Here is a 23,553-nt window from a genome sequence, read left to right on the forward strand (position 1 = left end):
CACAGCAATGGTTGCATAATTGGACATATAGAGAAACAGACGCATGAAAAAAACACTTTTAGCTGGCGCGTTAGCTCTGAGCCTGGGAATGGCGATGACTCCGCTTACTGCTTCGGCTGCAGAAACCGCTTCTTCCTCCAGCCAGCAGCTTCCGAGCCTGGCCCCTATGTTAGAAAAAGTTATGCCTTCGGTGGTTAGTATCAATGTTGAAGGCAGCACCACGGTGAAAACGCCACGGATGCCACAGCAGTTCCAGCAGTTCTTTGGCGACAATTCGCCATTCTGCCAGGACGGCTCGCCTTTCCAGAGCTCCCCTATGTGTCAGGGCGGCGGTGGACAGGGGCAGGATCAGGGCGGAGCCAATACTCAGCAGGAGAAATTCCGCGCGCTTGGCTCGGGTGTGGTGATTGATGCCGCTAAAGGCTATGTGGTCACCAATAATCACGTGGTTGATAACGCCACCAAAATTCAGGTGCAGCTCAGCGACGGGCGCAAGTACGACGCAAAAGTGATTGGAAAAGATCCGCGTTCAGATATCGCCCTGATTCAGCTGAAGGATGCGAAGAACCTGACGGCCATCAAAATTGCAGATTCTGACGATCTTCGCGTCGGTGATTATACCGTGGCTATTGGTAACCCCTATGGCCTGGGTGAAACGGTCACCTCCGGGATCGTTTCTGCGCTTGGTCGCAGCGGCCTGAACGTTGAAAATTATGAAAACTTTATCCAGACCGATGCCGCCATCAACCGCGGTAACTCCGGTGGCGCGCTGGTTAATCTTAACGGCGAGCTGATTGGCATCAACACCGCCATCCTGGCACCGGACGGCGGCAATATCGGTATCGGCTTCGCCATTCCAAGTACCATGGTGAAAAACCTGACGGCACAGATGGTAGAATATGGCCAGGTGAAACGCGGTGAGCTGGGTATCATGGGCACCGAGCTGAACTCTGAGCTGGCGAAAGCGATGAAAGTGGACGCACAGCGCGGCGCGTTTGTCAGCCAGGTTCTGCCCAACTCCTCAGCTGCAAAAGCGGGCGTGAAGGCGGGCGATGTGGTCACCTCCATCAACGGTAAGCAGATCTCCAGCTTTGCCGCGCTGCGTGCTCAGGTTGGCTCGCTGCCGGTCGGCACCAAAATGGCGCTGGGCCTGATCCGCGATGGCAAGCCTCTTACCGTTAACGTCGAACTGCAGCAAAGTACCCAGACTAAGGTTGAATCCGCAACGATTTACACCGGTATTGAGGGTGCTGACCTAAGTAACTTTGACGAGAAGGGCGTTAAAGGCGTCAAGGTGGATAATGTGAAGGCAGGCTCTGCCGCTGCGCGCATTGGCCTGAAAAAAGATGATGTGATCCTGGGCGTTAATCAGCAGGCGATCGCTAATCTGGGCGAGCTGCGTAAAATTCTGGATACCAAGCCTTCCGTACTGGCTCTGAATATTCAGCGTGGCGACAGCTCCATCTATCTGTTGATGCAGTAATCCCTTTAAGTGCCGACGCCTGCCGTCGGCACTTCTGTTTTAAAATCCCCGTTATTGCCTCCTCTCTTTGTGATACTCCCCGCAATTTTTACAGTCCGCACCGTGCTTAGTGCAGTTGCACAATGTTTCGCTCTGGTGCCGCAGGTATGCTGAAAGAATGATGCTTTGCTGGAGAGGTAAATGGCTACCTATCATCTGGATGCCCGGCTGGCGCAGGAAATTGTTGCCCGCACGATGCAAATTATTGACAGCAATGTCAACGTGATGGACGCGCGTGGCCGCATCATCGGCAGCGGCGACCATGAGCGTATTGGTGAAATGCACGAAGGAGCGCTGCTGGCGCTCTCTCAGGCACGGGTTGTGGACATTGATGAAGGAGTGGCTAAGCACCTGCACGGTGTTCGGCCAGGGATTAATCTGCCGATGCGCATTGATGGCGACATCGTTGGCGTTATTGGCCTGACTGGCGAACCGGAAACGCTGCGGCATTATGGTGAACTGGTCTGCATGACGGCGGAGATGATGCTGGAGCAGGCGCGGCTGCTGCATATGCTGGCGCAGGATAGCCGTCTTCGTGAAGAGCTGGTGCTGAACCTGATCCGTAGCGATACGCTTTCACCCGCATTAGTGGAATGGGCACAGCGTTTGCGTATCGATCTTAATCAGCCCAGAGTGGTGGCGGTGGTGGAAGTGGACAGCGGCCAGCTGGGCGTGGACAGCGCCATGTCAGAGCTGCAGCAGCTGCAAACGCTGCTGACCACGCCGGAGAGAGATAACCTGATTGCGATTGTTTCGCTGACGGAGATGGTGGTATTGAAACCAGCGTTCAACGCGCATGGCCGGTATGACGCAGACGATCACCGCAAACGCGTTGAGCTGCTGCAGTCGCGCATGAAGGAGAGCGGACATCTGCGGATGCGTATTGCATTGGGGAATTTTTTCACCGGGCCGGGCAGTATTGCGCGCTCCTACCGTACCGCCCACACCACGATGCTGGTAGGCAAGCAGCGAATGCCTGAACAGCGCAGCTACTTCTATCAGGATTTAGTGCTGCCCGTATTGCTCGACAGCCTGCGTGGCGGCTGGCAGGCTGGCGAACTCTCCCGTCCACTGGCCCGGCTAAAGTCGATGGACAATAACGGGCTGTTACGCAGAACGCTGACCTCGTGGTTCAGTAATAACGTGCAGCCCTCGGCAACGGCGAAAGCGCTCTATATCCACCGCAATACGCTGGAATACCGGCTCAACCGGATTTCTGAGCTGACCGGACTCAATCTGAGTAATTTCGACGACAGACTGCTGCTCTATGTTGCGCTACAGCTGGATGAGCAGCCTTAAATAAAAAAAGGGCGGAGATCTCCTCCGCCCTTTTCGACAACTTACCGGGAATTAACGGCCGTTGCGGGTCAGCTTTTCAAGATCGGATTCGATCTCGCTGATTTTATTGGAAACAACATGCTCCAGATGGCGCAGGTCTTCCAGAATTTTACGTTTCAGATCCACTTCAACCTGGTCACGCTGGCAAATCTGGTCCAGTTCGTCGATCACATAACGCAGGTTCGGGCTGATTTCCTGGATCTCTTTATACCCCTGGCTGGCGTTATCAGCCACCACGGTTTTACGCTGACGCGGATATTTAAATTTCACGCTTTTGGCAAAAAATTCGCCTTTATCTTTACGGAAATAGATTTTCAGGATGTCGTTATTGGCTTCCTGACGCAGGCTGTAACGGTCAATATCGTCAGGAGAAGAGATGCCCAGGCCTTTCAGATTGTCATACATACTTTTCAGATTCCTTATGCGGGAGATTATTGTTTCGGCTGCGCGTTGCAAATGCTGCGTTGCCAGTGCTCGCCACTACTTAAGTCCGCAGGCCGTGCGCTGGTGGCTGGTCAGCTTTGCTCGCTCGTCCCGTACTCAGATGAGTATGTGTAAATCTGAAACGCAATCGGGGAGCGTCTGTGCGCTTAACGGCGCGGATTATCGCTCAGTTGTTGCGCAATAGCATCCGTTATTTCGTCGCGCGAAAGAGGTTGTTGGCGGGCTCAGTGTAAAGAAAAGATTACGGGCCACAGGGCGTGACCCGCAGAGGATCAGTCGATGGTGCGCAGCAGTTCGTTGATGCCCACTTTACCGCGAGTTTTCGCGTCAACTTTCTTCACGATAACCGCACAGTACAGGCTGTAGCTGCCATCTTTTGAAGGCAGGTTGCCGGAAACCACTACAGAACCGGCTGGTACGCGTCCATAATGCACTTCACCCGTTTCACGATCGTAAATTTTGGTGCTCTGACCGATATAGACGCCCATGGAGATAACCGCGCCCTCTTCAACGATCACCCCTTCGACGATCTCTGAGCGTGCGCCGATAAAGCAGTTATCTTCGATGATAGTTGGGTTAGCCTGCAGAGGCTCAAGCACGCCGCCAATACCCACGCCGCCAGAAAGATGCACGTTTTTACCAATCTGCGCACAGGAACCCACGGTCGCCCAGGTATCTACCATCGAACCTTCATCCACATAGGCACCGATATTGACGTAAGAAGGCATCAGTACGGTATTGCGGGCGATATAGGCACCCTGGCGAACGGCGGCAGGCGGCACTACGCGGAAGCCCTCTTTTTTAAAGCGCGCGTCGTCATAGTCGGCAAACTTCATCGGCACTTTGTCGTAGAAGCGGCTTTCTGCACCCTCAATCACCTGATTGTCATTGATGCGGAAGGAGAGGAGTACGGCCTTTTTCAGCCACTGATGCGTTACCCACTCACCGTCAATCTTTTCAGCGACGCGCAGGGCACCGCTGTCAAGCAGGCTGATAACCTGTTTGACCGCTTCGCGGGTAACGGTATCTGCATTAGCGGGGGTGATTTCTGCGCGGCGCTCGAAGGCGCTCTCAATAACACTCTGTAATTGTTGCATTAGTTCTTCCTGTTTCACTCATGTTCCCAATGTGGGAAGAGGGGTTTTAACCCCGCCACCTTGCCCCACATGGTGTGTTAAAAATTAAATCCGGGTCACACTTTATCGTTTGGATTAAGGGCGTCTGTCAACCGTTGTTGTAACTGTTCGCGCAATTCCGGCCCCAGGGCCCGCCGTTCACTGTTAGCGAGGATGAATAAATCCTCCACGCGTTCGCCGATGGTGCTGATGCGTGCCCCATGTAGCGAAATACCTAAGTCGGCGAAGACTTCTCCCACGCGGGCCAACAGGCCTGGCTGATCCAGCGCGATCAGCTCCATATAGGTGCGACGATCTGTGTGACCCGGTAAAAACTTCGCCTGGGTGTCCACGCTGAAATGTTTAAGCCGGGCGGACTGCCGCCGGGTGCGTGGAGACTGCCAGTTAGTCTGGCCTATCGCCTGTTCCAACGCCTGACGGATCATTTCATGGCGATCTGCGGCCAGCGGACTGCCATCCGGCTCCAGCACAATAAAGGTATCCATCGCCATACCGTCCCGGCTGGTGAAGATCTGCGCATCATGCACGCTGAGATTGCGGCGATCCAGCTCTCCCGCTACGGTGGCGAAGAGATAAGGGCGATCCGGGCTCCAGATAAAGATCTCCGTGCCGCCGCGTGTCGCCTGCGGGCTGACCAGCACCAGCGGCTGCGTTAAGTCGTGTTGCAGTAAATGCCGGGCATGCCAGGCAAGCTGATTGGGCGTATGGCGAAGGAAATAATCTGCGCGGCAGCGGCTCCAGATAGGGTGCAGCGCCCGCTCGTCGATATTATCCATCCGTAATAACGCCAGAGCCTGCAAGCGATGATGACGCACCCGCTCACGCAGATCCGGGCTGTTTTCCATGCCGCGACGCAGCTGTTTCTCGGTGGCGAAGAAGAGCTCACGCAGCAAACTCTGCTTCCAGCTATTCCATAAATTCTCATTAGTGGCGCAGATATCCGCCACCGTCAGGCAAACCAGGTAACGCAGCCGGTTCTCGTTTTGCATCACTTCGGCAAACTGCTGGATCTCTGTCGGGTCCTGAATATCACGCCGCTGCGCCGTTACCGACATCAGCAGATGATGGCGCACCAGCCAGGCAACCAGCTGGGTTTCACGCGAGTTCAGCCCGTGCAGTTCAGCAAATTCCAGCACATCCTGAGCGCCGAGAATAGAGTGGTCGCCGCCGCGTCCTTTCGCAATGTCATGGAACAGCGCAGCCATCAACAGCAGTTCCACCTGCGGCAAGCGTGGCCAGATTTCCACACAGAGAGGATGGCGTGGACGAGTCGCCTCGTTGGCGAAACTCTCCAGCTTCTGTAGCACCCTGATCGTGTGTTCATCCACCGTATAAGCATGAAACAGGTCGAACTGCATCTGCCCGACAATATTGCCCCACTGCGGCATATAGGCCCAGAGCACGTTATGGCGATGCATAGGGAGCAGCGCCCGACTGACGGCGCCCGGATGGCGTAAAATGGACATAAACAGACGGCGAGCTTCCGGAATAGTGCAAAGCGGCTGTGCCAGATGACGGCGGGCATGGCGCAACTGGCGCAGCGTAGTGGAGTAGATCCCGCTGATGTTCTGCATGCGCACCATGGTATAGAACATCCGCATGATCGCTTCCGGCTCGCGTGAGAACAGCGTTTCATCGATTAAATCGATCAGCGAACCGCGTAGCTGGAACTCTTGATCAATGGGACGCGGCTTCTCATCTTCGCCGAGCGCAAGGATCGCCTCATCAAACAGCTGCAGCAGCATATGGTTAAGCTCGCTGATACGCGCGGTCACCCGATAGAAATCCTTCATCATCCGCTCAACCGGCTCGTTAACTTCGCCCTGATAGTTCAGGCGTTGAGCCACGGTAAGCTGACGATCAAACAGCAGGCGGTTATCGTAGCGGGGCAGGGTCAGATGCAGGGCAAACCGGATGCGCCACAAAAAGCTCTGGCACTCGTTCAGCTCGTTGCGCTCCACTTCCGTCAGGAAGCCAAATCCAACCATCTCATCCAGTGAGGTCGCCCCGAAATGACGGCGGGCAACCCACAACAGCGTATGAATATCGCGAAGGCCGCCGGGGCTGCTTTTAATGTCCGGCTCCAGATTGTAGCTGGTGCCGTGATAGCGATTGTGGCGCTCCTGCTGCTCCGCAATCTTTGCCGCGAAAAACTGGTCTGAAGGCCAGAAGCCGTCGCTGAATACGTTCTTTTGCAGCTCAAGAAACAGCGCCACATCACCGGTTAACATACGGGATTCAATCAGATTGGTGGCGACAGTCAGGTCAGACAACCCTTCAAGCAGGCACTCTTCCAACGTGCGGACGCTGTGTCCCACTTCCAGCTTTAAGTCCCACATCAGCGTCAGCAGTTCGCCGGTGCGTTGGGCATCCTGATCGGAGAGGGTACTACGGCTGAGGATCAGCACATCAATATCGGAAAGGGGATGCAGTTCACCGCGACCATAGCCGCCCACTGCCACCAGGGCAATGCCCTCTTTTTCCGGGAAGCCATAAAAACGCCAGAGGCGTCTGAGCAGACGATCGATAAAGAGCGTGCGGGCATCAATCAATGTTTCAACGTCTTCGCCCTGGTCAAAGGCGCTTGCCAGCAGCAGATTGAACTGCTCAAGGTGTTGTTTCAGGGATTCGCGAGTCAGTTCCTTATCGGCCCAGTGGGCAGGGGAGCCAGACTTTTTATAATCCTTAAGGGTTTTGGTCACGCCGGTGCTCCTGCTTAATGCGCTGCGGATCGGAATAGAACACCGACAATAGCGCCAGCAGCAGCCTGAGATCAAAAAAAAACCGGCCGGAGCCGGTTTTTTTATTTCGATTGCGTTACGCGTCGTGGGTCAGGATGGCTGGAATAGTATCATCCTTACGCAGCGTCATAATTTCGCAGCCGTTTTCCGTCACCACAATGGTGTGCTCATATTGTGCGGAGAGGCTGCGATCTTTGGTTTTCACCGTCCAGCCATCTTTCATGCTGCGAATGCGGTAATCACCAGCGTTGACCATCGGCTCAATGGTAAAGGCCATGCCAGCCTGAAGCACAACGCCGCCGTCGTCCGCATCGTAATGCAGAACCTGCGGCTCTTCATGGAAACCCTTACCGATGCCGTGTCCGCAATATTCACGTACCACAGAGAAATCCTGCGCTTCAACAAACTTCTGAATTTCGCGGCCAATAGTGCGCAGGCGGATGCCTGGTTTCACCATCCGCAGCGCCAGATAAAGGCTCTCCTGGGTGATGCGGCACAGACGCTCGCCCAGAATGGTGGGTTTACCAGCGATAAACATTTTTGAGGTATCACCGTGGTATTCATCTTTGATCACGGTGACATCAATATTAACGATGTCGCCCTCTTTCAGGATGCGCTCATCACTTGGGATACCGTGGCAGACCACTTCGTTGATGGAGATGCAGACCGATTTCGGAAAACCGTGATAACCCAGACTGGCCGAGACCGCTTGCTGGGTATTAACGATGTAATCGTGACAAATGCGATCCAGCTCGCCGGTGCTGATACCGGGCTTAACATGTTCTTCAATCATTTCGAGCACTTCAGCAGCCAGACGGCCCGCCACGCGCATTTTTTCGATTTCTTCAGGGGTTTTAATTGTAATCGCCATTAATTTTGTCCGCAGTTGCCGCTATTTTCGACAATAATAAAGGAAGTGCAGCAATGGTAGCAGCCCACCTTTGCTCTGCCAATTGCAGTTTGTGGCAGGAAGGGCGTTGCTAACAAAATTTGGCTTCACAGGGCGCTTTGTGGTATAAAGCGCGCCGACGATTCTCTGTGAAGAAGTTTCTCAGGGAAACGCATAACTCTCATTATGTGTAAATAACACACATGTATCGACACATACGCCGGGGTGCCTTAAAGCCTGCGCAAGCAGTCTGACGGGTCGGTTGTATGGGATACATGGAGGCTTAACCCCAAATCACTCTATAGAGGTAATCATGGCAACTGTTTCCATGCGCGACATGCTCAAGGCCGGTGTACACTTCGGTCACCAGACCCGTTACTGGAACCCGAAAATGAAGCCATTCATCTTCGGCGCTCGTAACAAAGTTCACATCATCAACCTTGAAAAAACCGTACCAATGTTCAACGAAGCTCTGGCTGAACTGAACAAGATCGCTTCCCGTAAAGGAAAGATCCTGATGGTCGGTACCAAGCGCGCTGCAAGCGAAGCGGTAAAAGAGTCTGCGCTGAGCTGTGACCAGTTCTTCGTAAACCATCGCTGGTTGGGTGGCATGCTGACTAACTGGAAAACCGTTCGTCAGTCCATCAAACGTCTGAAAGATCTGGAAACCCAGTCTCAGGACGGTACCTTCGATAAACTGACCAAGAAAGAAGCGCTGATGCGCACCCGTGAACTGGGCAAGCTGGAAAACAGCCTGGGCGGAATCAAGGACATGGGCGGCCTGCCTGACGCTCTGTTCGTTGTTGATGCAGACCACGAGCACATCGCAATCAAAGAAGCAAACAACCTGGGTATCCCGGTCTTTGCTATCGTTGATACTAACTCTGATCCGGACGGCGTTGACTTCATCATTCCTGGTAATGACGATGCAATCCGTGCTGTGAGCCTGTACCTGACCGCAGTGGCTACCACTGTGCGTGAAGGTCGCTCTCAGGACCTGGCTCAGCAGGCTGAAGAAACCTTCGCCGAAGCTGAGTAATAAGGATCGCTCCTCAGAGAGCCCTTATTGATCAGATGTAAATCTGTAAGGGGCCGGATGGCCCCTTTATTTTATTCGAATTCGCTCTGCCGGTTGTCACAGTCGGCGGGGCAGAATGTTTCTCCCGAGAAGAGACATTTGTCTCCCCCGTTCCGGCGGGATGCCAACAAATGCTGAATAACCGAGGATTAGAGAATGGCTGATATTACTGCGGCTCTGGTAAAAGAACTGCGTGAGCGCACTGGCGCTGGCATGATGGATTGTAAGAAAGCGCTGACCGAAGCCAATGGCGACATTGAGCTGGCAATCGAGAACATGCGTAAATCTGGCGCGATCAAAGCGGCTAAGAAAGCAGGCAACGTTGCTGCTGACGGCGTGATCAAAACCAAGATTGAAGGCAATTACGGTGTGATTCTGGAAGTAAACTGCCAGACTGACTTCGTGGCTAAAGATAGCGGTTTCCAGGCCTTTGCTGACAAAGTGCTGGATGCTGCTGTTGCTGGCAAAATTACTGATGTTGAAGCGCTGAAAGCTCAGTTCGAAGAAGAGCGCGTGGCGCTGGTGGCAAAAATTGGTGAAAACATCAATATTCGCCGCGTATCTTCACTGGAAGGCGATGCCCTGGGCAGCTACCTGCACGGCGCACGTATCGGCGTTCTGATTTCTGCAACAGGCGCTGACGAAGAGCTGGTTAAGCAGCTGGCAATGCACGTTGCGGCAAGCAAGCCAGAATTCGTTAAGCCAGAAGACGTTTCTGCTGACGTGGTTGAGAAAGAGTTCCAGGTTCAGCTGGACATCGCCATGCAGTCCGGTAAGCCGAAAGAGATCGCAGAGAAGATGGTTGAAGGCCGCATGAAGAAATTCACCGGCGAAGTCTCTCTGACTGGTCAGCCTTTCGTAATGGACCCATCAAAAACTGTGGGCCAGCTGCTGAAAGAGAAAAATGCAGACGTTGTTAACTTCATCCGCTTTGAAGTGGGCGAAGGCATTGAGAAAGCTGAAACCGATTTCGCAGCAGAAGTTGCGGCGATGTCCAAACAGTCTTAATGATTGATAAGAACCGCCAATCGGCGGTTCTTTTTTGTCTGCCGTTAGCACCACGCATTTTCAGTCTCATCCCAATAGCATTTCTCCGGTGCTAAGAGGATGATAGATCAGATTTAACTCCTCACATCGACCAAACCATCCAGGAAAAAACACCATGGCGACCAATGCAAAACCTGTATATCAACGTATTCTGCTTAAACTGAGTGGCGAAGCGCTGCAAGGTGCTGAAGGCTTCGGCATCGACGCAAGCGTACTGGATCGTATGGCTCAGGAAGTGAAAGAACTGGTAGAACTGGGCATTCAGGTGGGTGTGGTTATCGGTGGTGGTAATCTGTTCCGTGGCGCTGGTCTGGCGCAGGCTGGAATGAATCGCGTCGTTGGCGACCATATGGGCATGCTGGCGACCGTGATGAACGGTCTGGCAATGCGTGATGCTCTGCATCGTGCCTATGTGAACGCCCGCCTGATGTCCGCAATACCGCTGAACGGCGTGTGCGATAACTACAGCTGGGCAGAAGCGATCAGCCTGCTGCGCAACAACCGCGTGGTGATCTTCTCCGCCGGTACAGGTAACCCGTTCTTTACTACCGATTCCGCCGCCTGCCTGCGTGGCATCGAAATTGAAGCAGATGTGGTGCTGAAAGCCACCAAAGTGGATGGCGTCTATTCAGCCGATCCGGTGAAAAACCCGGATGCGACCCTGTACGATCAGATCAGTTACACTGACGTGCTGGATAAAGAGCTGAAGGTAATGGACCTGGCGGCCTTTACGCTTGCTCGCGATCACAAACTGCCAATTCGTGTCTTCAATATGAATAAGCCAGGCGCACTGCGTCGTGTGGTAATGGGCGAAAAAGAAGGCACCCTGATTACGCAATAATATCCGCCGCTGCGTAAAATAAGGTATATTCTGCTTTTGTAGTGCGTTGCGCACTATAATCAGATTCACCAAGACTATGTTGACACGGGCGCCATATGACCCGTGCTAACCAGAATCCAAGGGTTCCAACGTGATTAACGAAATCAGAAAAGATGCTGAAACGCGCATGGATAAATGTGTGGAAGCATTCAAAAACACTATCGGCAAAATCCGTACTGGCCGCGCCTCGCCAAGCATTCTTGATGGCATCATGGTTGACTATTACGGCTCTTCCACGCCGCTGCGCCAGCTGGCCAGCGTCACCGTTGAAGATTCCCGCACGCTGAAAATCAACGTGTTTGACCGTTCTATCAGCGCGGCTGTAGAAAAAGCGATCATGACCTCTGACCTGGGACTTAACCCAAGCTCAGCTGGCACCGACATTCGCGTTCCGCTGCCTGCACTGACAGAAGAGCGTCGTAAAGACCTGATTAAAATTGTCCGTGGCGAAGCAGAGCAGGGTCGCGTGTCCGTGCGTAACGTCCGCCGTGACGCGAACGACAAAGTTAAAGCTTTACTGAAAGACAAAGAGATCAGCGAAGACGAAGAGCGGCGTTCTCAGGATGATATCCAGAAAATGACCGACCTCTTTATCAAGAAAGTTGATACAGCGCTGGCAGAAAAAGAAACGGAGCTGATGGACTTCTGAGTTCGTCATTTTCCGATGAAACGCCGTACAGATTGCCGTTCAAATGAGTGGTCAGTCTTACGGCGTTTTGCATTTATTCGCTTAGCTGATGGCCGGAACAGCCAGGCCGTCGGTGATGACACAGAGCACTCTCATGAAGCAATTGACGATCCTCGGTTCAACGGGTTCAATCGGGACCAGCACGCTGGCGGTAGTTCGCGCCAATCCGCATCTGTTTGCCGTTAAGGCACTGGTCGCTGGTCATAACGTTGAGCGGATGGCTGAACAATGTCTGGCCTTTCGCCCTGCCTATGCCTCAATGTCTGATGAACGCTCCGCTGCGGCCCTGCGACTTCGTCTGAAAAGCCTGAATGTAGCGACCGAGGTATTGAGCGGCGAGCAGGCTGCCTGCGACCTGGCGGCGCTGGATGAGGTTGATCAGGTTATGGCGGCAATTGTCGGCGCGGCAGGATTAATGCCTACGTTATCGGCAATTCGGGCTGGAAAACAGGTGCTTCTCGCTAATAAAGAATCTTTGGTTACCTGCGGCCAGCTGTTTCTGGAGGCGGTGAGCGCGTCAAAAGCGCAGCTGTTGCCCGTGGATAGCGAGCACAATGCCATTTTTCAGAGTTTGCCTGCTTCCCTCCAGCAACAGTTAGGGTACGCTTCTCTGGAAGATAATGGCATTGACAGCATTATCCTCACGGGGTCTGGTGGCCCATTTCGCGAGACGCCGTTACACCTGCTTGAGCGCATGACGCCGGATCAGGCCTGTGCGCATCCGAACTGGTCAATGGGGCGAAAAATCTCCGTTGATTCTGCCACCATGATGAATAAAGGCCTGGAATATATTGAAGCCCGCTGGCTGTTTAATGCAACCGACGCCCAAATGGAAGTCATCCTGCATCCCCAGTCGGTAATCCACTCTATGGTGCGTTACCGTGATGGCAGCGTACTGGCTCAGCTGGGTTCACCTGACATGCGGACGCCCATCGCACATGTGATGGCCTGGCCTCAGCGAGTGCCGTCCGGGGCTACGCCACTGGATTTCACCCGCATGGGAGCGATGACCTTCGCCGAGCCGGATTTTGCGCGCTATCCCTGCCTGAAGCTGGCGATCGATGCCTGTTCTGCCGGACAGGCTGCGACCACGACGCTGAATGCAGCCAACGAGATTGCGGTTGCCGCTTTCCTGGATTCGCAAATTCGCTTTACCGATATCGCCGCACTCAATATGGCCGTGCTGGAGAAGTTATCCTGTGCGGAACCTGACAGCGTTGAGGCGGTACTGGAGATTGACAGGCAGGCGCGCGCCTCGGCAGGCACCATGCTGTCACGCTTCTCTGAAGCCCGGTAATTCAGCCAATTAAGGTGCGGCCATTTGTGAGGCGGGGGCGGAGATGGTATAGTCTTCCGCCGCTGTTTGAGTATCACGTTGCGATGAAGCGGTAACGCAGGCCGTGCGAGACACGGCTTTTTTACGTCGAGCGGGTAAGATATTTCAGAAGCCGTTGTATTTCTGATTAAAGGAAATCATTACGCGTTATGTCGTCCGAAAATCAATTAAAAACCGATGACCTGCAAGGGGAAAACCCCCGTCACGTGGCCATCATTATGGATGGCAATGGCCGTTGGGCTAAAAACCGTGGCAAGCTGCGCATCTCGGGGCATAAAGCCGGTGTGAAGTCAGTTCGTCGGGCGGTAAGTTTTGCTGTCAGCAACAAGCTTGATGCGCTGACGCTTTATGCATTCAGCAGCGAGAACTGGAACCGTCCGCCGCAGGAAGTACTGGCGTTGATGGAGCTCTTCGTCTGGGCGCTCGACAGCGAAGTGAAAAGTCTGCATAAGCATAACGTTCGTCTGCGGATTATCGGCGACACCGGTCGTTTTAATGCCCGTCTGCAGGAGCGCATTCGCCGCGCCGAGGAACTTACTCAACAAAATAATGGACTAACCCTCAACATTGCCGCGAATTATGGCGGACGTTGGGATATCATCCATGGCGTCAGAAAAATAGCAGAGCAGGTTCAGGAAGGTCTACTCCGTCCCGATCAGATCGAGGAAGAAACCCTCGGCGACTATCTCTGCCTCAATGAACTGGCTCCCGTGGATCTGGTAATAAGGACAGGGGGAGAGCATCGAATCAGTAACTTTTTGCTGTGGCAGGTTGCCTACGCAGAGTTCTTTTTTACCGATGTTCTCTGGCCTGATTTTGATGAACAAGTCTTTGAAGGTGCACTGAATGCATTTGCACAACGAGAGCGTCGCTTTGGCGGTGCAGCACCCGGCGGCGCCTGAGCGCTCTGGGGGTAATCTTTGCTGAAGTCACGCCTGATTACCGCGTTTATACTTATCCCGATTGTGATTGCAGCGCTGTTTTTGCTGCCGCCGCCTGGATTTGCCATCATCACCCTGGCGGTATGTATGCTCGCCGCCTGGGAGTGGGGGCAGTTCGCGGGCTTCGCGTCCAAATCGCAACGCATCTGGCTGGCGGTCCTGTGCGGGCTGCTTCTCGCCTTCATGATGTTCACCCTTCCTGCTTATCAGCACTCCGTGCATCTGCCCCAGGTTGCTGGCTCGCTCTGGGCTGCCCTGTGCTGGTGGGTGGTGGCGCTGCTGCTGGTGCTGCGCTATCCCGGTTCTGCCGCCCTGTGGCGCTCCTCTAAACCTCTTCGTCTGCTGTTTGGTATCCTGACTATCGTGCCGTTTTTCTGGGGTATGCTCACGCTGCGCCAGTATCACTACGATACCGATCATTTCGCCGGCGCCTGGTGGCTGTTATACGTGATGCTGCTGGTGTGGGGCGCGGATTCGGGAGCCTATATGTTTGGCCGCCTGTTTGGTAAGCACAAGCTCTCTCCGAAAGTTTCACCAGGCAAAACCTGGGAAGGCTTCTTTGGAGGCCTGGTGACCTCAGCTATTATTGCCTGGCTGTTCAGTCTGTGGGCGCCGCTAAGCGTGCCTATTACTACGCTGTTGATTTGTTCGCTGGTGGCCGCGCTGGCTTCCGTGCTGGGCGACTTAACAGAGAGTATGTTTAAACGTGAAGCGGGTATAAAAGACAGCGGTAATCTTATTCCCGGTCATGGTGGGATCCTTGACCGTATCGACAGCCTGACCGCCGCCGTGCCGGTCTTTGCCTGTCTGCTGTTGCTGGTCTTCGGGACGCTATAAGGGACGTTATGCTGAGCATTCTCTGGAGCCTGGGGGCATTTATTGTTGCCCTTGGCGTATTGATCACCGTGCACGAGTTTGGCCACTTCTGGGTGGCCCGTCGCTGTGGTGTCAAAGTAGAACGTTTCTCTGTGGGATTTGGTAAAGCCTTGTGGCGCCGCCGCGACAAGCAGGGAACCGAATACGTCATTGCACTGATCCCGCTGGGCGGCTACGTCAAAATGCTCGATGAGCGTGTTGAAAGCGTACCGCCAGAACTCCGCCATCACGCTTTCAATAACAAAACCGTCCTGCAGCGCGCGGCCATCATCAGTGCCGGGCCCATCGCGAATTTCCTGTTTGCCATCTTTGCTTACTGGCTGGTGTTTATCATCGGCGTCCCTGGCGTTCGTCCGGTTGTTGGCGAAATAGTGAACGGTTCGCAGGCGGCAGAGGCTCAAATTACGCCTGGAATGGAACTTAAAGCCGTCGACGGTATCGAAACGCCTGACTGGGATGCTGTGCGTATGGCGCTGGTGGCGAAAATTGGCGACCAGCAAACCACGCTGAGCGTGGCGCCGTTTGGCTCTTCTCAGGTCACAGAAAAGCGGCTCGATCTGCGCAACTGGCAGTTCGAGCCGGATAAGCAGGATCCGGTAGCGTCGCTGGGCATTCAGCCTCGTGGCCCTCAGATCGAAACGGTACTGGCAGAAGTGCAGGCGAACTCGGCAGCAAGCAAGGCGGGTTTGCAAGCGGGCGACAGGATCGTTAAAGTCGATGGTCAGCCGGTAGACCAGTGGCAGCGTTTTGTTACGCTGGTACGCGATAATCCGGGGCAGGCGTTGGTTGTAGAGGTTGAACGAGGGGGTTCTCCTGTTCGTTTAACTCTGACGCCAGACGTGAAGCCTGGCAACAAAGCAGAAGGGTTCGCAGGGGTTATCCCGCGCATTATTCCTCTGCCGGATGAATTTAAAACGGTACGACAGTATGGCCCGTTTGCCGCAGTAGGTGAGGCGAGTGCCAAAACCTGGCAGCTGATGAAGCTGACGGTAAATATGCTGGGCAAACTGATTGTCGGCGAAGTGAAGTTAAACAATCTCAGCGGGCCGATTTCAATCGCCCAGGGTGCTGGGATGTCGGCAGAATATGGTTTGATCTACTACCTGATGTTCCTGGCTTTGATCAGCGTGAACCTCGGGATAATCAATCTGTTCCCGTTGCCGGTATTAGATGGTGGGCATTTGCTGTTCCTGGCGATCGAAAAGATCAAAGGTGGGCCGGTGTCTGAGCGAGTTCAGGACTTCAGTTATCGCATTGGCTCTATATTGCTGGTGCTGTTAATGGGGCTTGCACTATTCAATGATTTCTCACGTCTTTAGCAGGCCAGGCGCCCGCTAACCGTGAGAACCAGTTAGGAAGAATGCATAACAACGATGGCGATGAAAAAGTTGCTCATAGCGTCGCTGCTGTTTAGCAGCGCTACCGTATACGCGGCAGACGGCTTCGTAGTGAAGGATATTCATTTCGAAGGCCTGCAGCGAGTCGCCGTCGGCGCGGCATTGCTGAGTATGCCTGTCCGCGTGGGAGACACCGTCTCCGATGATGATATCAGTAATACTATTCGTGCTCTCTTCGCGACCGGAAACTTCGAAGACGTACAGGTCCTGCGCGACGGCGACACGCTGATCGTTCAGGTTAAAGAGCGCCCGACGATCGCCAGCATCACCTTCTCCGGTAACAAAGCGGTGAAAGATGACATGCTGAAGCAGAATCTGGAAGCTTCTGGCGTGCGCGTGGGCGAAGCCCTTGACCGCACCACCATCTCTTCTATAGAGAAGGGGCTTGAGGACTTCTACTACAGCGTGGGTAAATACAGCGCCAGCGTGAAGGCGGTGGTCACTCCTCTGCCGCGCAACCGCGTAGACCTGAAGCTGGTCTTTACTGAAGGCGTCTCTGCCAAGATCCAGCAAATCAACGTGGTAGGCAACAAGGCTTTCTCATCTGATGAGCTTATCTCCCGCTTCCAGCTGCGTGATGAAGTGCCGTGGTGGAACGTGGTAGGCGATCGTAAGTACCAGAAGCAAAAGCTGGCCGGTGACCTTGAAACCCTGCGCAGCTTCTACCTGGATCGCGGCTATGCCCGTTTCAACATCGATTCGACGCAGGTGAGCCTGACGCCGGATAAAAAAGGCATCTACATCACCATCAATATCACCGAAGGCGATCAGTATAAGCTTTCCGGCGTTGTGGTTAACGGCAGCATGGCGGGCCACTCAGCGGAAGTCGAAACGCTGACTAAGGTTAAGCCAGGCGAGCTTTATAACGGCGCCAAAGTGACCAAAATGGAAGATGACATCAAGAAGATGCTGGGCCGTTACGGCTATGCGTATCCACGCGTAGTCACGCAGCCAGAAATCAATGATGCCGATAAAACGGTGAAGCTGCACGTCAACGTCGATGCGGGCAACCGCTACTACGTTCGTAAAGTGCGCTTTGAAGGGAATGACACCTCTAAAGATTCCGTTCTGCGCCGCGAAATGCGCCAGATGGAAGGCGCCTGGCTGGGCAGCGACCTGGTCGATCAGGGCAAAGAGCGTCTGAACCGTACCGGCTATTTTGAAACGGTAGATACCGACACGCAGCGCGTGCCGGGCTCGCCGGATCAGGTAGACGTGGTGTACAAAGTGAAAGAGCGTAACACCGGTACCTTCAACTTTGGCGTGGGCTACGGCACGGAAAGTGGCGTGAGCTTCCAGGTTGGCGTGACCCAGGAAAACTGGCTCGGCACCGGTAATACCGTTGGCATCAGCGGCACGAAAAACGATTATCAGACCTATGCGGAATTCTCACTGACCGACCCGTACTTCACGGTCGATGGTGTGAGCCTCGGCGGTCGTGTCTTCTATAACGACTTTAAAGCAGATGACGCAGACCTCTCTGACTATACCAACAAAAGTTATGGTTTAGACGGTACGCTGGGCTTCCCGGTCAATGAAAACAATACGTTGCGCGTCGGTCTGGGTTATGTTCATAACGACCTCTCCAATATGCAGCCGCAGATAGCCATGTTCCGCTATCTGAATTCTGTGGGTCAGAACCCGGATCTCAACGGCGATGCTGATTATGCTGCCGATGACTTTACCTTTAACTACGGTTGGACATACAACAACCTGGACCGCGGATTCTTCCCAACGGCCGGTAACCGTACCAACCTGAATGGTAAAGTGACAATCCCAGGCTCCGATAACGCCTTCTATAAAGCGACGCTGGATACGCAGCAGTATATGCCATTGAACCAGGATCGCACCTGGGTGCTGTTGGGTCGCGGTAAAGTCGGCTATGGCGATGGCCTGGATGGCAAAGAGCTGCCGTTCTATGAGAACTTCTATGCCGGTGGTTCCAGTACCGTACGTGGTTTCCGCTCAAATACCATTGGTCCAAAAGCGGCTTACTACAACAATAACTCAGACACCTGCTCAACCGGCGTACTCTGTGATTCTAACGATGCTGTTGGCGGTAATGCTATGGCAACAGCCAGTGCAGAACTGATCACCCCAACGCCGTTCCTGAGTGAGAAATATGCGAACTCTGTGCGGACATCGCTGTTTGTCGATGCCGGTACAGTGTGGGACACCAAGTGGGAAAATACCGCCGAGACGCGTGCGGCTGGGATACCTGACTACAGTGACCCGAGCAATATCCGTATGTCGGCTGGTCTGGCGCTGCAGTGGATGTCTCCACTGGGGCCGCTGGTCTTCTCTTACGCCCAGCCGTTCAAAAAGTATGATGGAGATAAAGCCGAACAGTTCCAGTTTAACATTGGTAAAACCTGGTAACGCGGTTCAGCAAGGAAGCCTCTAAGTGAGTATCGCGCCGTTTAAAGGCAACCTGTATGGTTGCCTTAACGCGCAACACATGTGTCTCAGACACAAACGTTGATGGTAAGGAGTTTATAGTGAAAAAGTTGTTGTGTGCCGCAGGCCTCTCAATTGCTCTGGCGGTTTCCGCTGGTGCTCAGGCTGCAGATAAGATTGCAGTGGTGAACGTTTCCAGCATTTTCCAACAGTTACCGGCGCGTGCGACAGTTGCGAAACAGCTTGAAAATGAGTTTAAAGGCCGTGCAACTGAGCTGCAGGGTATGGAGCGCGATCTGCAAACCAAGATGCAGCGTCTGCAGCGTGACGGCTCTACCATGAAGGCCAGCGAACGCAGCCGCATGGAAAAAGACGTGATGGCGCAGCGTGAAGCCTTCTCTTCAAAAGCTCAGGCTTTCGAGCAGGATAACCGTCGTCGTCAGGCAGAAGAGCGCAATAAAATCCTGAGCCGTATTCAGGATGCTGTGCGGAAAGTTGCAGATGATGAAGGTTACGACGTCGTTGTTGATGCTAACGCCGTGGCGTATGCAGCTAAATCTAAAGACATCACTGCTGATGTTCTGAAACAGGTTAAATAATCGATGTCATCAATTCGACTGGCTGATTTAGCCCAGCAGTTGGATGCAGAATTGCACGGAGATGGCGACCTCGTCATCTCCGGCATTGCTTCTATGCAATCCGCCCAATCCGGTCAAATCACTTTTCTCTCTAACAGCCGTTACCGCGAGCAGCTCGTGACCTGCAAGGCCTCCGCCGTGGTGCTTTTGGCCCAGGATCTGGAGTGTGTTCAGAGTGCCGCGCTGGTGGTAAAAGATCCCTATCTGACCTATGCCCGCATGGCGCAGATTCTGGACAGTACTCCGCAGCCTGCCACAAATATCGCGCCCAGCGCGGTGATCGATCCCAGCGCGAAGCTGGGTCAGCATGTTTCTGTCGGGGCGAATGCCGTTATTGAATCTGGCGTAGAGCTGGGTGATAACGTGGTGATTGGCGCCGGCTGTTTCATCGGTAAGAATACCCGTATTGGTAAAGGGAGCCGTCTGTGGGCGAATGTCTCTGTTTACCATGAAATTCAGATTGGCGAACGCTGCCTGATCCAGTCCGGCACGGTGATCGGCGCGGACGGTTTTGGTTACGCTAACGATCGCGGCAACTGGGTGAAGATCCCGCAGTTGGGCACCGTAATCATTGGCGATCGGGTGGAAATCGGTGCCTGTACCACTATCGATCGCGGTGCGTTGGATAACACTCAGATCGGGAATGGTGTTATCATTGATAACCAGTGCCAGATTGCACATAACGTTGTGATTGGCGACAATACCGCGGTTGCGGGTGGCGTCATCATGGCTGGCAGCCTGAAAATCGGCCGCTACTGCATGATTGGCGGTGCAAGTGTCATTAATGGCCACATGGAAATCTGTGACAAAGTGACAGTCACCGGAATGGGAATGGTCATGCGACCAATTACTGAACCTGGGGTATACTCCTCCGGGATTCCGCTGCAACCCAACAAAACCTGGCGCAAAACGGCCGCGTTGGTGATGAATATCGATGAAATAAGCAAACGCTTAAAAGCCATCGAGCGTAAAGTCAACAAAGACTAAGCGCCTTGCCAGCAGCCTGAGCAGCCTTCAGTACCCACCAGGGTAGAATTAGAAAGCTAAGCAGGGAAGGCTTGCGCACGGAAACTGATTTGCGGCCTGCGAGCGATCTTGCGATCTTTGCAGGCCGTGTTATTGATGCCATCAGAATTTTTAGGACAGGAAGAGTATTTTGACTACTGAAACTCATACTCTGAAAATTGAAGAGATTATTGAACTGCTGCCGCACCGCTATCCGTTTCTGCTGGTCGATCGCGTACTCGAGTTTGAAGAGCACAAGTTCCTTCGCGCGGTAAAAAACGTATCGGTTAACGAACCGTTTTTCCAGGGCCATTTCCCTGGTAAACCGATTTTCCCAGGCGTACTGATTTTAGAAGCTATGGCTCAGGCAACCGGCATCCTTGCGTTTAAAAGCGTGGGTAAACTGGAACCGGGTGAGCTGTACTATTTTGCCGGTATTGACGATGCACGCTTCAAGCGTCCTGTCGTGCCTGGCGATCAGATGATCATGGAAGTCACTTTCGAGAAAACCCGCCGTGGTCTGACGCGCTTTAAAGGCGTGGCGACCGTAGACGGTAAAATTGTCTGCGAAGCAACGATGATGTGTGCCCGCAGCCGGGAGTCATAATCCGTGATTGATGAAACTGCTGTAATCCATCCAAGTTCCGTCATTGAAGAGGGCGCCACTATTGGTGCTCGCGTCCACATTGGCCCCTTCTGCTTTATTGGGGCGAACGTTGAAATTGGGGAAGGTACCGTTCTCAAGTCTCACGTTGTGGTCAATGGTCATACCCGTATTGGCAAAGACAATACCATTTATCAGTTCGCCACCATCGGTGAAGCTAACCAGGATTTGAAATACGCTGGTGAGCCAACTCGCGTTGAGGTGGGCGACCGCAACAGCATTCGTGAGAGCGTCACCATTCATCGTGGTACCGCTCAGGCTGAAGGACTAACCAAAGTCGGAAGCGATAACCTGTTGATGGTCAATGCTCATATTGCCCACGACTGCATCATTGGCGACCGCTGTATCCTCGCCAACAACGCGACGCTGGGCGGGCATGTGGTAGTGGATGATTTTGCCATTATTGGTGGGATGACAGCCGTTCATCAGTTCTGCATTATCGGCGCGCACGTGATGGTCGGCGGCTGCTCTGGCGTTGCTCAGGACGTGCCGCCATTTGTCATCGCCCAGGGCAACCACGCTACGCCGTTTGGCATTAACCTGGTTGGCCTGCAGCGTCGTGGCTACAGCAAGGAAGCGCTGCACGCGATCCGTAATGCGTATAAGATCCTTTATCGCAGCGGTAAAACGCTGGACGAAGCTAAGCCTGAAATCGAAGAGATTGCACGGCAGCATCCGGAAGTGCAGCCTTTCTACGACTTCTTCATGCGCTCCACGCGAGGTCTGATTCGTTAACTCATGCCAAAGCATCCTTTAACGATTGCCCTTGTCGCCGGAGAAACCTCCGGCGATATTCTTGGTGCCGGTCTTATTCGCGCGCTGAAAGAGAAGCATCCGGACACCCGCTTTGTGGGCGTCGCGGGGCCGCTAATGCAGGCCGAAGGCTGTGAAGCCTGGTATGAGATGGAAGAGCTGGCGGTAATGGGTATTGTCGAGGTGGTTGAACGCCTGCCCCGGCTGCTGAAAATTCGCCGCGATTTGACGCAGCGTTTCACCGAGCTGCAACCCGATGTGTTCGTCGGCATTGATGCGCCCGATTTCAATATCACGCTTGAAGGGCGCCTCAAGCAGAAGGGCATTCGTACTATTCATTACGTCAGTCCCTCTGTCTGGGCCTGGCGGCAGAAGCGCGTATTTAAAATTGGCCGCTCAACCGATCTGGTGCTGGCCTTTTTGCCGTTTGAAAAAGCCTTCTACGATCGCTTCAACGTGCCGTGCCGGTTCATCGGGCATACCATGGCCGATGCGATGCCCATCCAGCCAGATAAACAGGCAGCGCGACGGGAGCTGGGGATTGCAGAGGGAACGCCTTGCCTTGCTCTGCTGCCTGGCAGCCGCAATGCTGAAGTTGAGATGCTCAGCGCGGATTTCCTGAGAACGGCGGTGATTCTGCGGGAAAAATGGCCGAATCTGGAAATCGTGGTGCCGCTGGTGAACCCACGCCGCCGCGAACAGTTTGAACGAATTAAGGCTGAGGTTGCGCCGGATCTGCCCATGCATTTACTGGATGGCAAAGGGCGCCAGGCGATGATCGCCAGCGATGCAGCCCTCCTGGCATCAGGCACCGCCGCGCTGGAGTGTATGCTTGCCAAGTGTCCGATGGTGGTGGGTTACCGCATGAAGCCCTTTACCTTCTGGCTGGCAAAGCGTCTGGTGAAAACCGATTACGTGTCGCTGCCCAATCTGTTGGCGGGGCGCGAACTGGTGAAAGAGCTGTTGCAGGACGAGTGTCAGCCTGAGCAGCTTGCCGCCGCGCTTGCGCCATTGCTGGCCGAAGGCGAAACCCGCGATCGGCTGCTGGCTACCTTTACCGAACTTCATCATCAAATCCGCTGGAATGCCGATGAGCAGGCCGCGGCAGCCGTACTGGAACTCTGTCCATGAGTGATTTTATCTATCCTGTGGCGACCTGCATTGCGGGCGTGGACGAAGTAGGGCGTGGACCGCTGGTTGGCGCAGTCGTTACCGCTGCGGTGATCCTCGATCCTGCCAGACCGATTGTCGGCCTGGCCGACTCGAAAAAACTCTCTGAAAAGCGCCGCCTGGCTCTGTTTGATGAGATCACCGAAAAAGCGTTAAGCTGGAGTCTGGGACGCGCAGAACCGGAAGAGATCGACCAGCTTAATATTCTGCATGCCACGATGCTGGCGATGCAGCGGGCGGTTGCCGGTCTCCATATCACGCCTGATTTGGTGCTGATTGATGGTAATCGCTGCCCGGCGCTGCCCATGCCTTCTCAGGCCGTGGTAAAAGGCGACAGCCTGGTGCGTGAAATCAGCGCGGCCTCGATTATTGCGAAAGTGACGCGCGACAGGGAGATGACCGAGCTGGACCTGCAATTTCCGGAGTACGGTTTTGCCCAGCATAAAGGTTACCCGACTGCGCTGCATATGGAGAGGCTGGCGCTTCATGGCGTCACCCCGCACCACCGCCGCAGTTTTGCGCCGGTGAGAAATGCGATACTGGATGCGGAAGTAGCGGCATCAGCCGGACAGATTCTGTAATTTTTACCCCTCAGTCTTAAGTGGGATCCCGA

At 54.0% G+C, this 23,553-nt stretch carries 21 protein-coding genes; 17 read left to right on the forward strand and 4 right to left on the reverse strand.

All coding sequences use genetic code 11. From position 1 onward, the window contains the following. The first annotated feature begins 43 nt into the window (after nucleotides 1-43). Both degP and SD961_RS02840 read left to right on the forward strand, forming a co-directional pair. Nucleotides 44-1,483 carry a serine endoprotease DegP gene (gene degP / locus SD961_RS02835; RefSeq protein WP_318788881.1) on the forward strand — a complete coding sequence of 480 codons (1,440 nt, stop codon included), beginning with the start codon at nucleotides 44-46 and terminating at the stop codon, nucleotides 1,481-1,483. A 180-nt stretch (nucleotides 1,484-1,663) separates the two neighbouring features. Continuing rightward, nucleotides 1,664-2,821 (forward strand): CdaR family transcriptional regulator, encoded by a 1,158-nt coding sequence (locus tag SD961_RS02840; RefSeq protein ID WP_306207832.1) that lies wholly within the window; start codon nucleotides 1,664-1,666, stop codon nucleotides 2,819-2,821. 51 nt (nucleotides 2,822-2,872) lie between these two features. Here SD961_RS02840 and SD961_RS02845 read toward each other — a convergent pair whose 3' ends face one another. The 4 genes from SD961_RS02845 to map all read right to left on the reverse strand — a co-directional run bounded on the left by SD961_RS02845 (nucleotide 2,873) and on the right by map (nucleotide 8,052). Then, nucleotides 2,873-3,265, reverse strand: coding sequence for a DUF3461 family protein (locus tag SD961_RS02845; protein ID WP_306207830.1), 393 nt, complete (start codon nucleotides 3,263-3,265; stop codon nucleotides 2,873-2,875). Nucleotides 3,266-3,576: 311 nt separating this feature from the next. After that, nucleotides 3,577-4,401, reverse strand: a complete 825-nt coding sequence (dapD, locus tag SD961_RS02850; protein WP_318788882.1) for a 2,3,4,5-tetrahydropyridine-2,6-dicarboxylate N-succinyltransferase — start codon at nucleotides 4,399-4,401, stop codon at nucleotides 3,577-3,579. 95 nt (nucleotides 4,402-4,496) lie between these two features. Further along, on the reverse strand, nucleotides 4,497-7,142 hold the full coding sequence (glnD, locus tag SD961_RS02855; RefSeq protein WP_318788883.1) for a bifunctional uridylyltransferase/uridylyl-removing protein GlnD: 2,646 nt from the start codon (nucleotides 7,140-7,142) through the stop codon (nucleotides 4,497-4,499). A gap of 115 nt (nucleotides 7,143-7,257) precedes the next feature. Next, the gene (gene map / locus SD961_RS02860; protein WP_318788884.1) at nucleotides 7,258-8,052 is read right to left on the reverse strand and encodes a type I methionyl aminopeptidase; all 795 of its coding nucleotides are present in this window, start codon (nucleotides 8,050-8,052) and stop codon (nucleotides 7,258-7,260) included. A gap of 331 nt (nucleotides 8,053-8,383) precedes the next feature. On the opposite strand from map, the gene rpsB reads away from it, so the two are divergent. From rpsB to rnhB, 15 genes are all read left to right on the forward strand, one after another. Beyond that, nucleotides 8,384-9,109: a 30S ribosomal protein S2 gene (gene rpsB / locus SD961_RS02865; RefSeq protein WP_306207822.1), complete on the forward strand. Its 726-nt coding sequence runs from the start codon at nucleotides 8,384-8,386 to the stop codon at nucleotides 9,107-9,109. A 195-nt stretch (nucleotides 9,110-9,304) separates the two neighbouring features. Continuing rightward, on the forward strand, nucleotides 9,305-10,156 hold the full coding sequence (gene tsf / locus SD961_RS02870; RefSeq protein WP_306207820.1) for a translation elongation factor Ts: 852 nt from the start codon (nucleotides 9,305-9,307) through the stop codon (nucleotides 10,154-10,156). 154 nt (nucleotides 10,157-10,310) lie between these two features. Next, complete coding sequence (gene pyrH / locus SD961_RS02875; RefSeq protein WP_013200846.1) at nucleotides 10,311-11,036, forward strand: UMP kinase; 726 nt, start codon at nucleotides 10,311-10,313, stop codon at nucleotides 11,034-11,036. Between the two features lie 130 nt (nucleotides 11,037-11,166). Continuing rightward, nucleotides 11,167-11,724 carry a ribosome recycling factor gene (gene frr, locus SD961_RS02880; protein ID WP_318788885.1) on the forward strand — a complete coding sequence of 186 codons (558 nt, stop codon included), beginning with the start codon at nucleotides 11,167-11,169 and terminating at the stop codon, nucleotides 11,722-11,724. 133 nt (nucleotides 11,725-11,857) lie between these two features. After that, complete coding sequence (gene ispC / locus SD961_RS02885) at nucleotides 11,858-13,060, forward strand: 1-deoxy-D-xylulose-5-phosphate reductoisomerase (protein ID WP_318788886.1); 1,203 nt, start codon at nucleotides 11,858-11,860, stop codon at nucleotides 13,058-13,060. 188 nt (nucleotides 13,061-13,248) lie between these two features. Beyond that, entirely contained in the window at nucleotides 13,249-14,001 is a 753-nt protein-coding gene (gene ispU / locus SD961_RS02890; RefSeq protein ID WP_306207812.1) for a (2E,6E)-farnesyl-diphosphate-specific ditrans,polycis-undecaprenyl-diphosphate synthase, read from the forward strand. A gap of 18 nt (nucleotides 14,002-14,019) precedes the next feature. Continuing rightward, nucleotides 14,020-14,877, forward strand: coding sequence for a phosphatidate cytidylyltransferase (gene cdsA / locus SD961_RS02895; protein ID WP_318788887.1), 858 nt, complete (start codon nucleotides 14,020-14,022; stop codon nucleotides 14,875-14,877). 8 nt (nucleotides 14,878-14,885) lie between these two features. Beyond that, complete coding sequence (gene rseP / locus SD961_RS02900; RefSeq protein ID WP_318788888.1) at nucleotides 14,886-16,235, forward strand: sigma E protease regulator RseP; 1,350 nt, start codon at nucleotides 14,886-14,888, stop codon at nucleotides 16,233-16,235. Between the two features lie 54 nt (nucleotides 16,236-16,289). After that, nucleotides 16,290-18,692, forward strand: coding sequence for an outer membrane protein assembly factor BamA (gene bamA / locus SD961_RS02905; RefSeq protein ID WP_318788889.1), 2,403 nt, complete (start codon nucleotides 16,290-16,292; stop codon nucleotides 18,690-18,692). 119 nt (nucleotides 18,693-18,811) lie between these two features. Then, nucleotides 18,812-19,309, forward strand: coding sequence for a molecular chaperone Skp (gene skp / locus SD961_RS02910; protein ID WP_318788890.1), 498 nt, complete (start codon nucleotides 18,812-18,814; stop codon nucleotides 19,307-19,309). A gap of 3 nt (nucleotides 19,310-19,312) precedes the next feature. Further along, on the forward strand, nucleotides 19,313-20,335 hold the full coding sequence (gene lpxD, locus SD961_RS02915) for a UDP-3-O-(3-hydroxymyristoyl)glucosamine N-acyltransferase (RefSeq protein ID WP_318788891.1): 1,023 nt from the start codon (nucleotides 19,313-19,315) through the stop codon (nucleotides 20,333-20,335). A 169-nt stretch (nucleotides 20,336-20,504) separates the two neighbouring features. Then, complete coding sequence (gene fabZ / locus SD961_RS02920; protein WP_306207798.1) at nucleotides 20,505-20,960, forward strand: 3-hydroxyacyl-ACP dehydratase FabZ; 456 nt, start codon at nucleotides 20,505-20,507, stop codon at nucleotides 20,958-20,960. A gap of 3 nt (nucleotides 20,961-20,963) precedes the next feature. Then, the gene (gene lpxA, locus SD961_RS02925; RefSeq protein WP_318788892.1) at nucleotides 20,964-21,752 is read left to right on the forward strand and encodes an acyl-ACP--UDP-N-acetylglucosamine O-acyltransferase; all 789 of its coding nucleotides are present in this window, start codon (nucleotides 20,964-20,966) and stop codon (nucleotides 21,750-21,752) included. Nucleotides 21,753-21,755: 3 nt separating this feature from the next. Beyond that, complete coding sequence (lpxB, locus tag SD961_RS02930) at nucleotides 21,756-22,901, forward strand: lipid-A-disaccharide synthase (RefSeq protein WP_318788893.1); 1,146 nt, start codon at nucleotides 21,756-21,758, stop codon at nucleotides 22,899-22,901. After that, nucleotides 22,898-23,521 (forward strand): ribonuclease HII, encoded by a 624-nt coding sequence (gene rnhB, locus SD961_RS02935; protein WP_318788894.1) that lies wholly within the window; start codon nucleotides 22,898-22,900, stop codon nucleotides 23,519-23,521. Before lpxB ends, rnhB begins: the two co-directional genes overlap by 4 nt. The last annotated feature ends 32 nt before the right edge of the window (nucleotides 23,522-23,553 follow it).

Source organism: Erwinia sp. MMLR14_017, from assembly GCF_033657285.1.
Taxonomy (GTDB): Bacteria; Pseudomonadota; Gammaproteobacteria; order Enterobacterales; family Enterobacteriaceae; genus Erwinia.

Bases quoted from the DNA above. Each gene is read 5' to 3' on its own strand.
- lpxB (WP_318788893.1), top strand. From the start codon at position 21,756: ATGCCAAAGCATCCTTTAACGATTGCCCTTGTCGCCGGAGAAACCTCC.
- dapD (WP_318788882.1), bottom strand. From the start codon at position 4,401: ATGCAACAATTACAGAGTGTTATTGAGAGCGCCTTCGAGCGCCGCGCA.
- tsf (WP_306207820.1), top strand. From the start codon at position 9,305: ATGGCTGATATTACTGCGGCTCTGGTAAAAGAACTGCGTGAGCGCACT.
- degP (WP_318788881.1), top strand. From the start codon at position 44: ATGAAAAAAACACTTTTAGCTGGCGCGTTAGCTCTGAGCCTGGGAATG.
- rseP (WP_318788888.1), top strand. From the start codon at position 14,886: ATGCTGAGCATTCTCTGGAGCCTGGGGGCATTTATTGTTGCCCTTGGC.
- SD961_RS02840 (WP_306207832.1), top strand. From the start codon at position 1,664: ATGGCTACCTATCATCTGGATGCCCGGCTGGCGCAGGAAATTGTTGCC.
- rpsB (WP_306207822.1), top strand. From the start codon at position 8,384: ATGGCAACTGTTTCCATGCGCGACATGCTCAAGGCCGGTGTACACTTC.
- SD961_RS02845 (WP_306207830.1), bottom strand. From the start codon at position 3,265: ATGTATGACAATCTGAAAGGCCTGGGCATCTCTTCTCCTGACGATATT.
- lpxD (WP_318788891.1), top strand. From the start codon at position 19,313: ATGTCATCAATTCGACTGGCTGATTTAGCCCAGCAGTTGGATGCAGAA.
- rnhB (WP_318788894.1), top strand. From the start codon at position 22,898: ATGAGTGATTTTATCTATCCTGTGGCGACCTGCATTGCGGGCGTGGAC.
- ispC (WP_318788886.1), top strand. From the start codon at position 11,858: ATGAAGCAATTGACGATCCTCGGTTCAACGGGTTCAATCGGGACCAGC.
- pyrH (WP_013200846.1), top strand. From the start codon at position 10,311: ATGGCGACCAATGCAAAACCTGTATATCAACGTATTCTGCTTAAACTG.
- map (WP_318788884.1), bottom strand. From the start codon at position 8,052: ATGGCGATTACAATTAAAACCCCTGAAGAAATCGAAAAAATGCGCGTG.
- bamA (WP_318788889.1), top strand. From the start codon at position 16,290: ATGGCGATGAAAAAGTTGCTCATAGCGTCGCTGCTGTTTAGCAGCGCT.
- ispU (WP_306207812.1), top strand. From the start codon at position 13,249: ATGTCGTCCGAAAATCAATTAAAAACCGATGACCTGCAAGGGGAAAAC.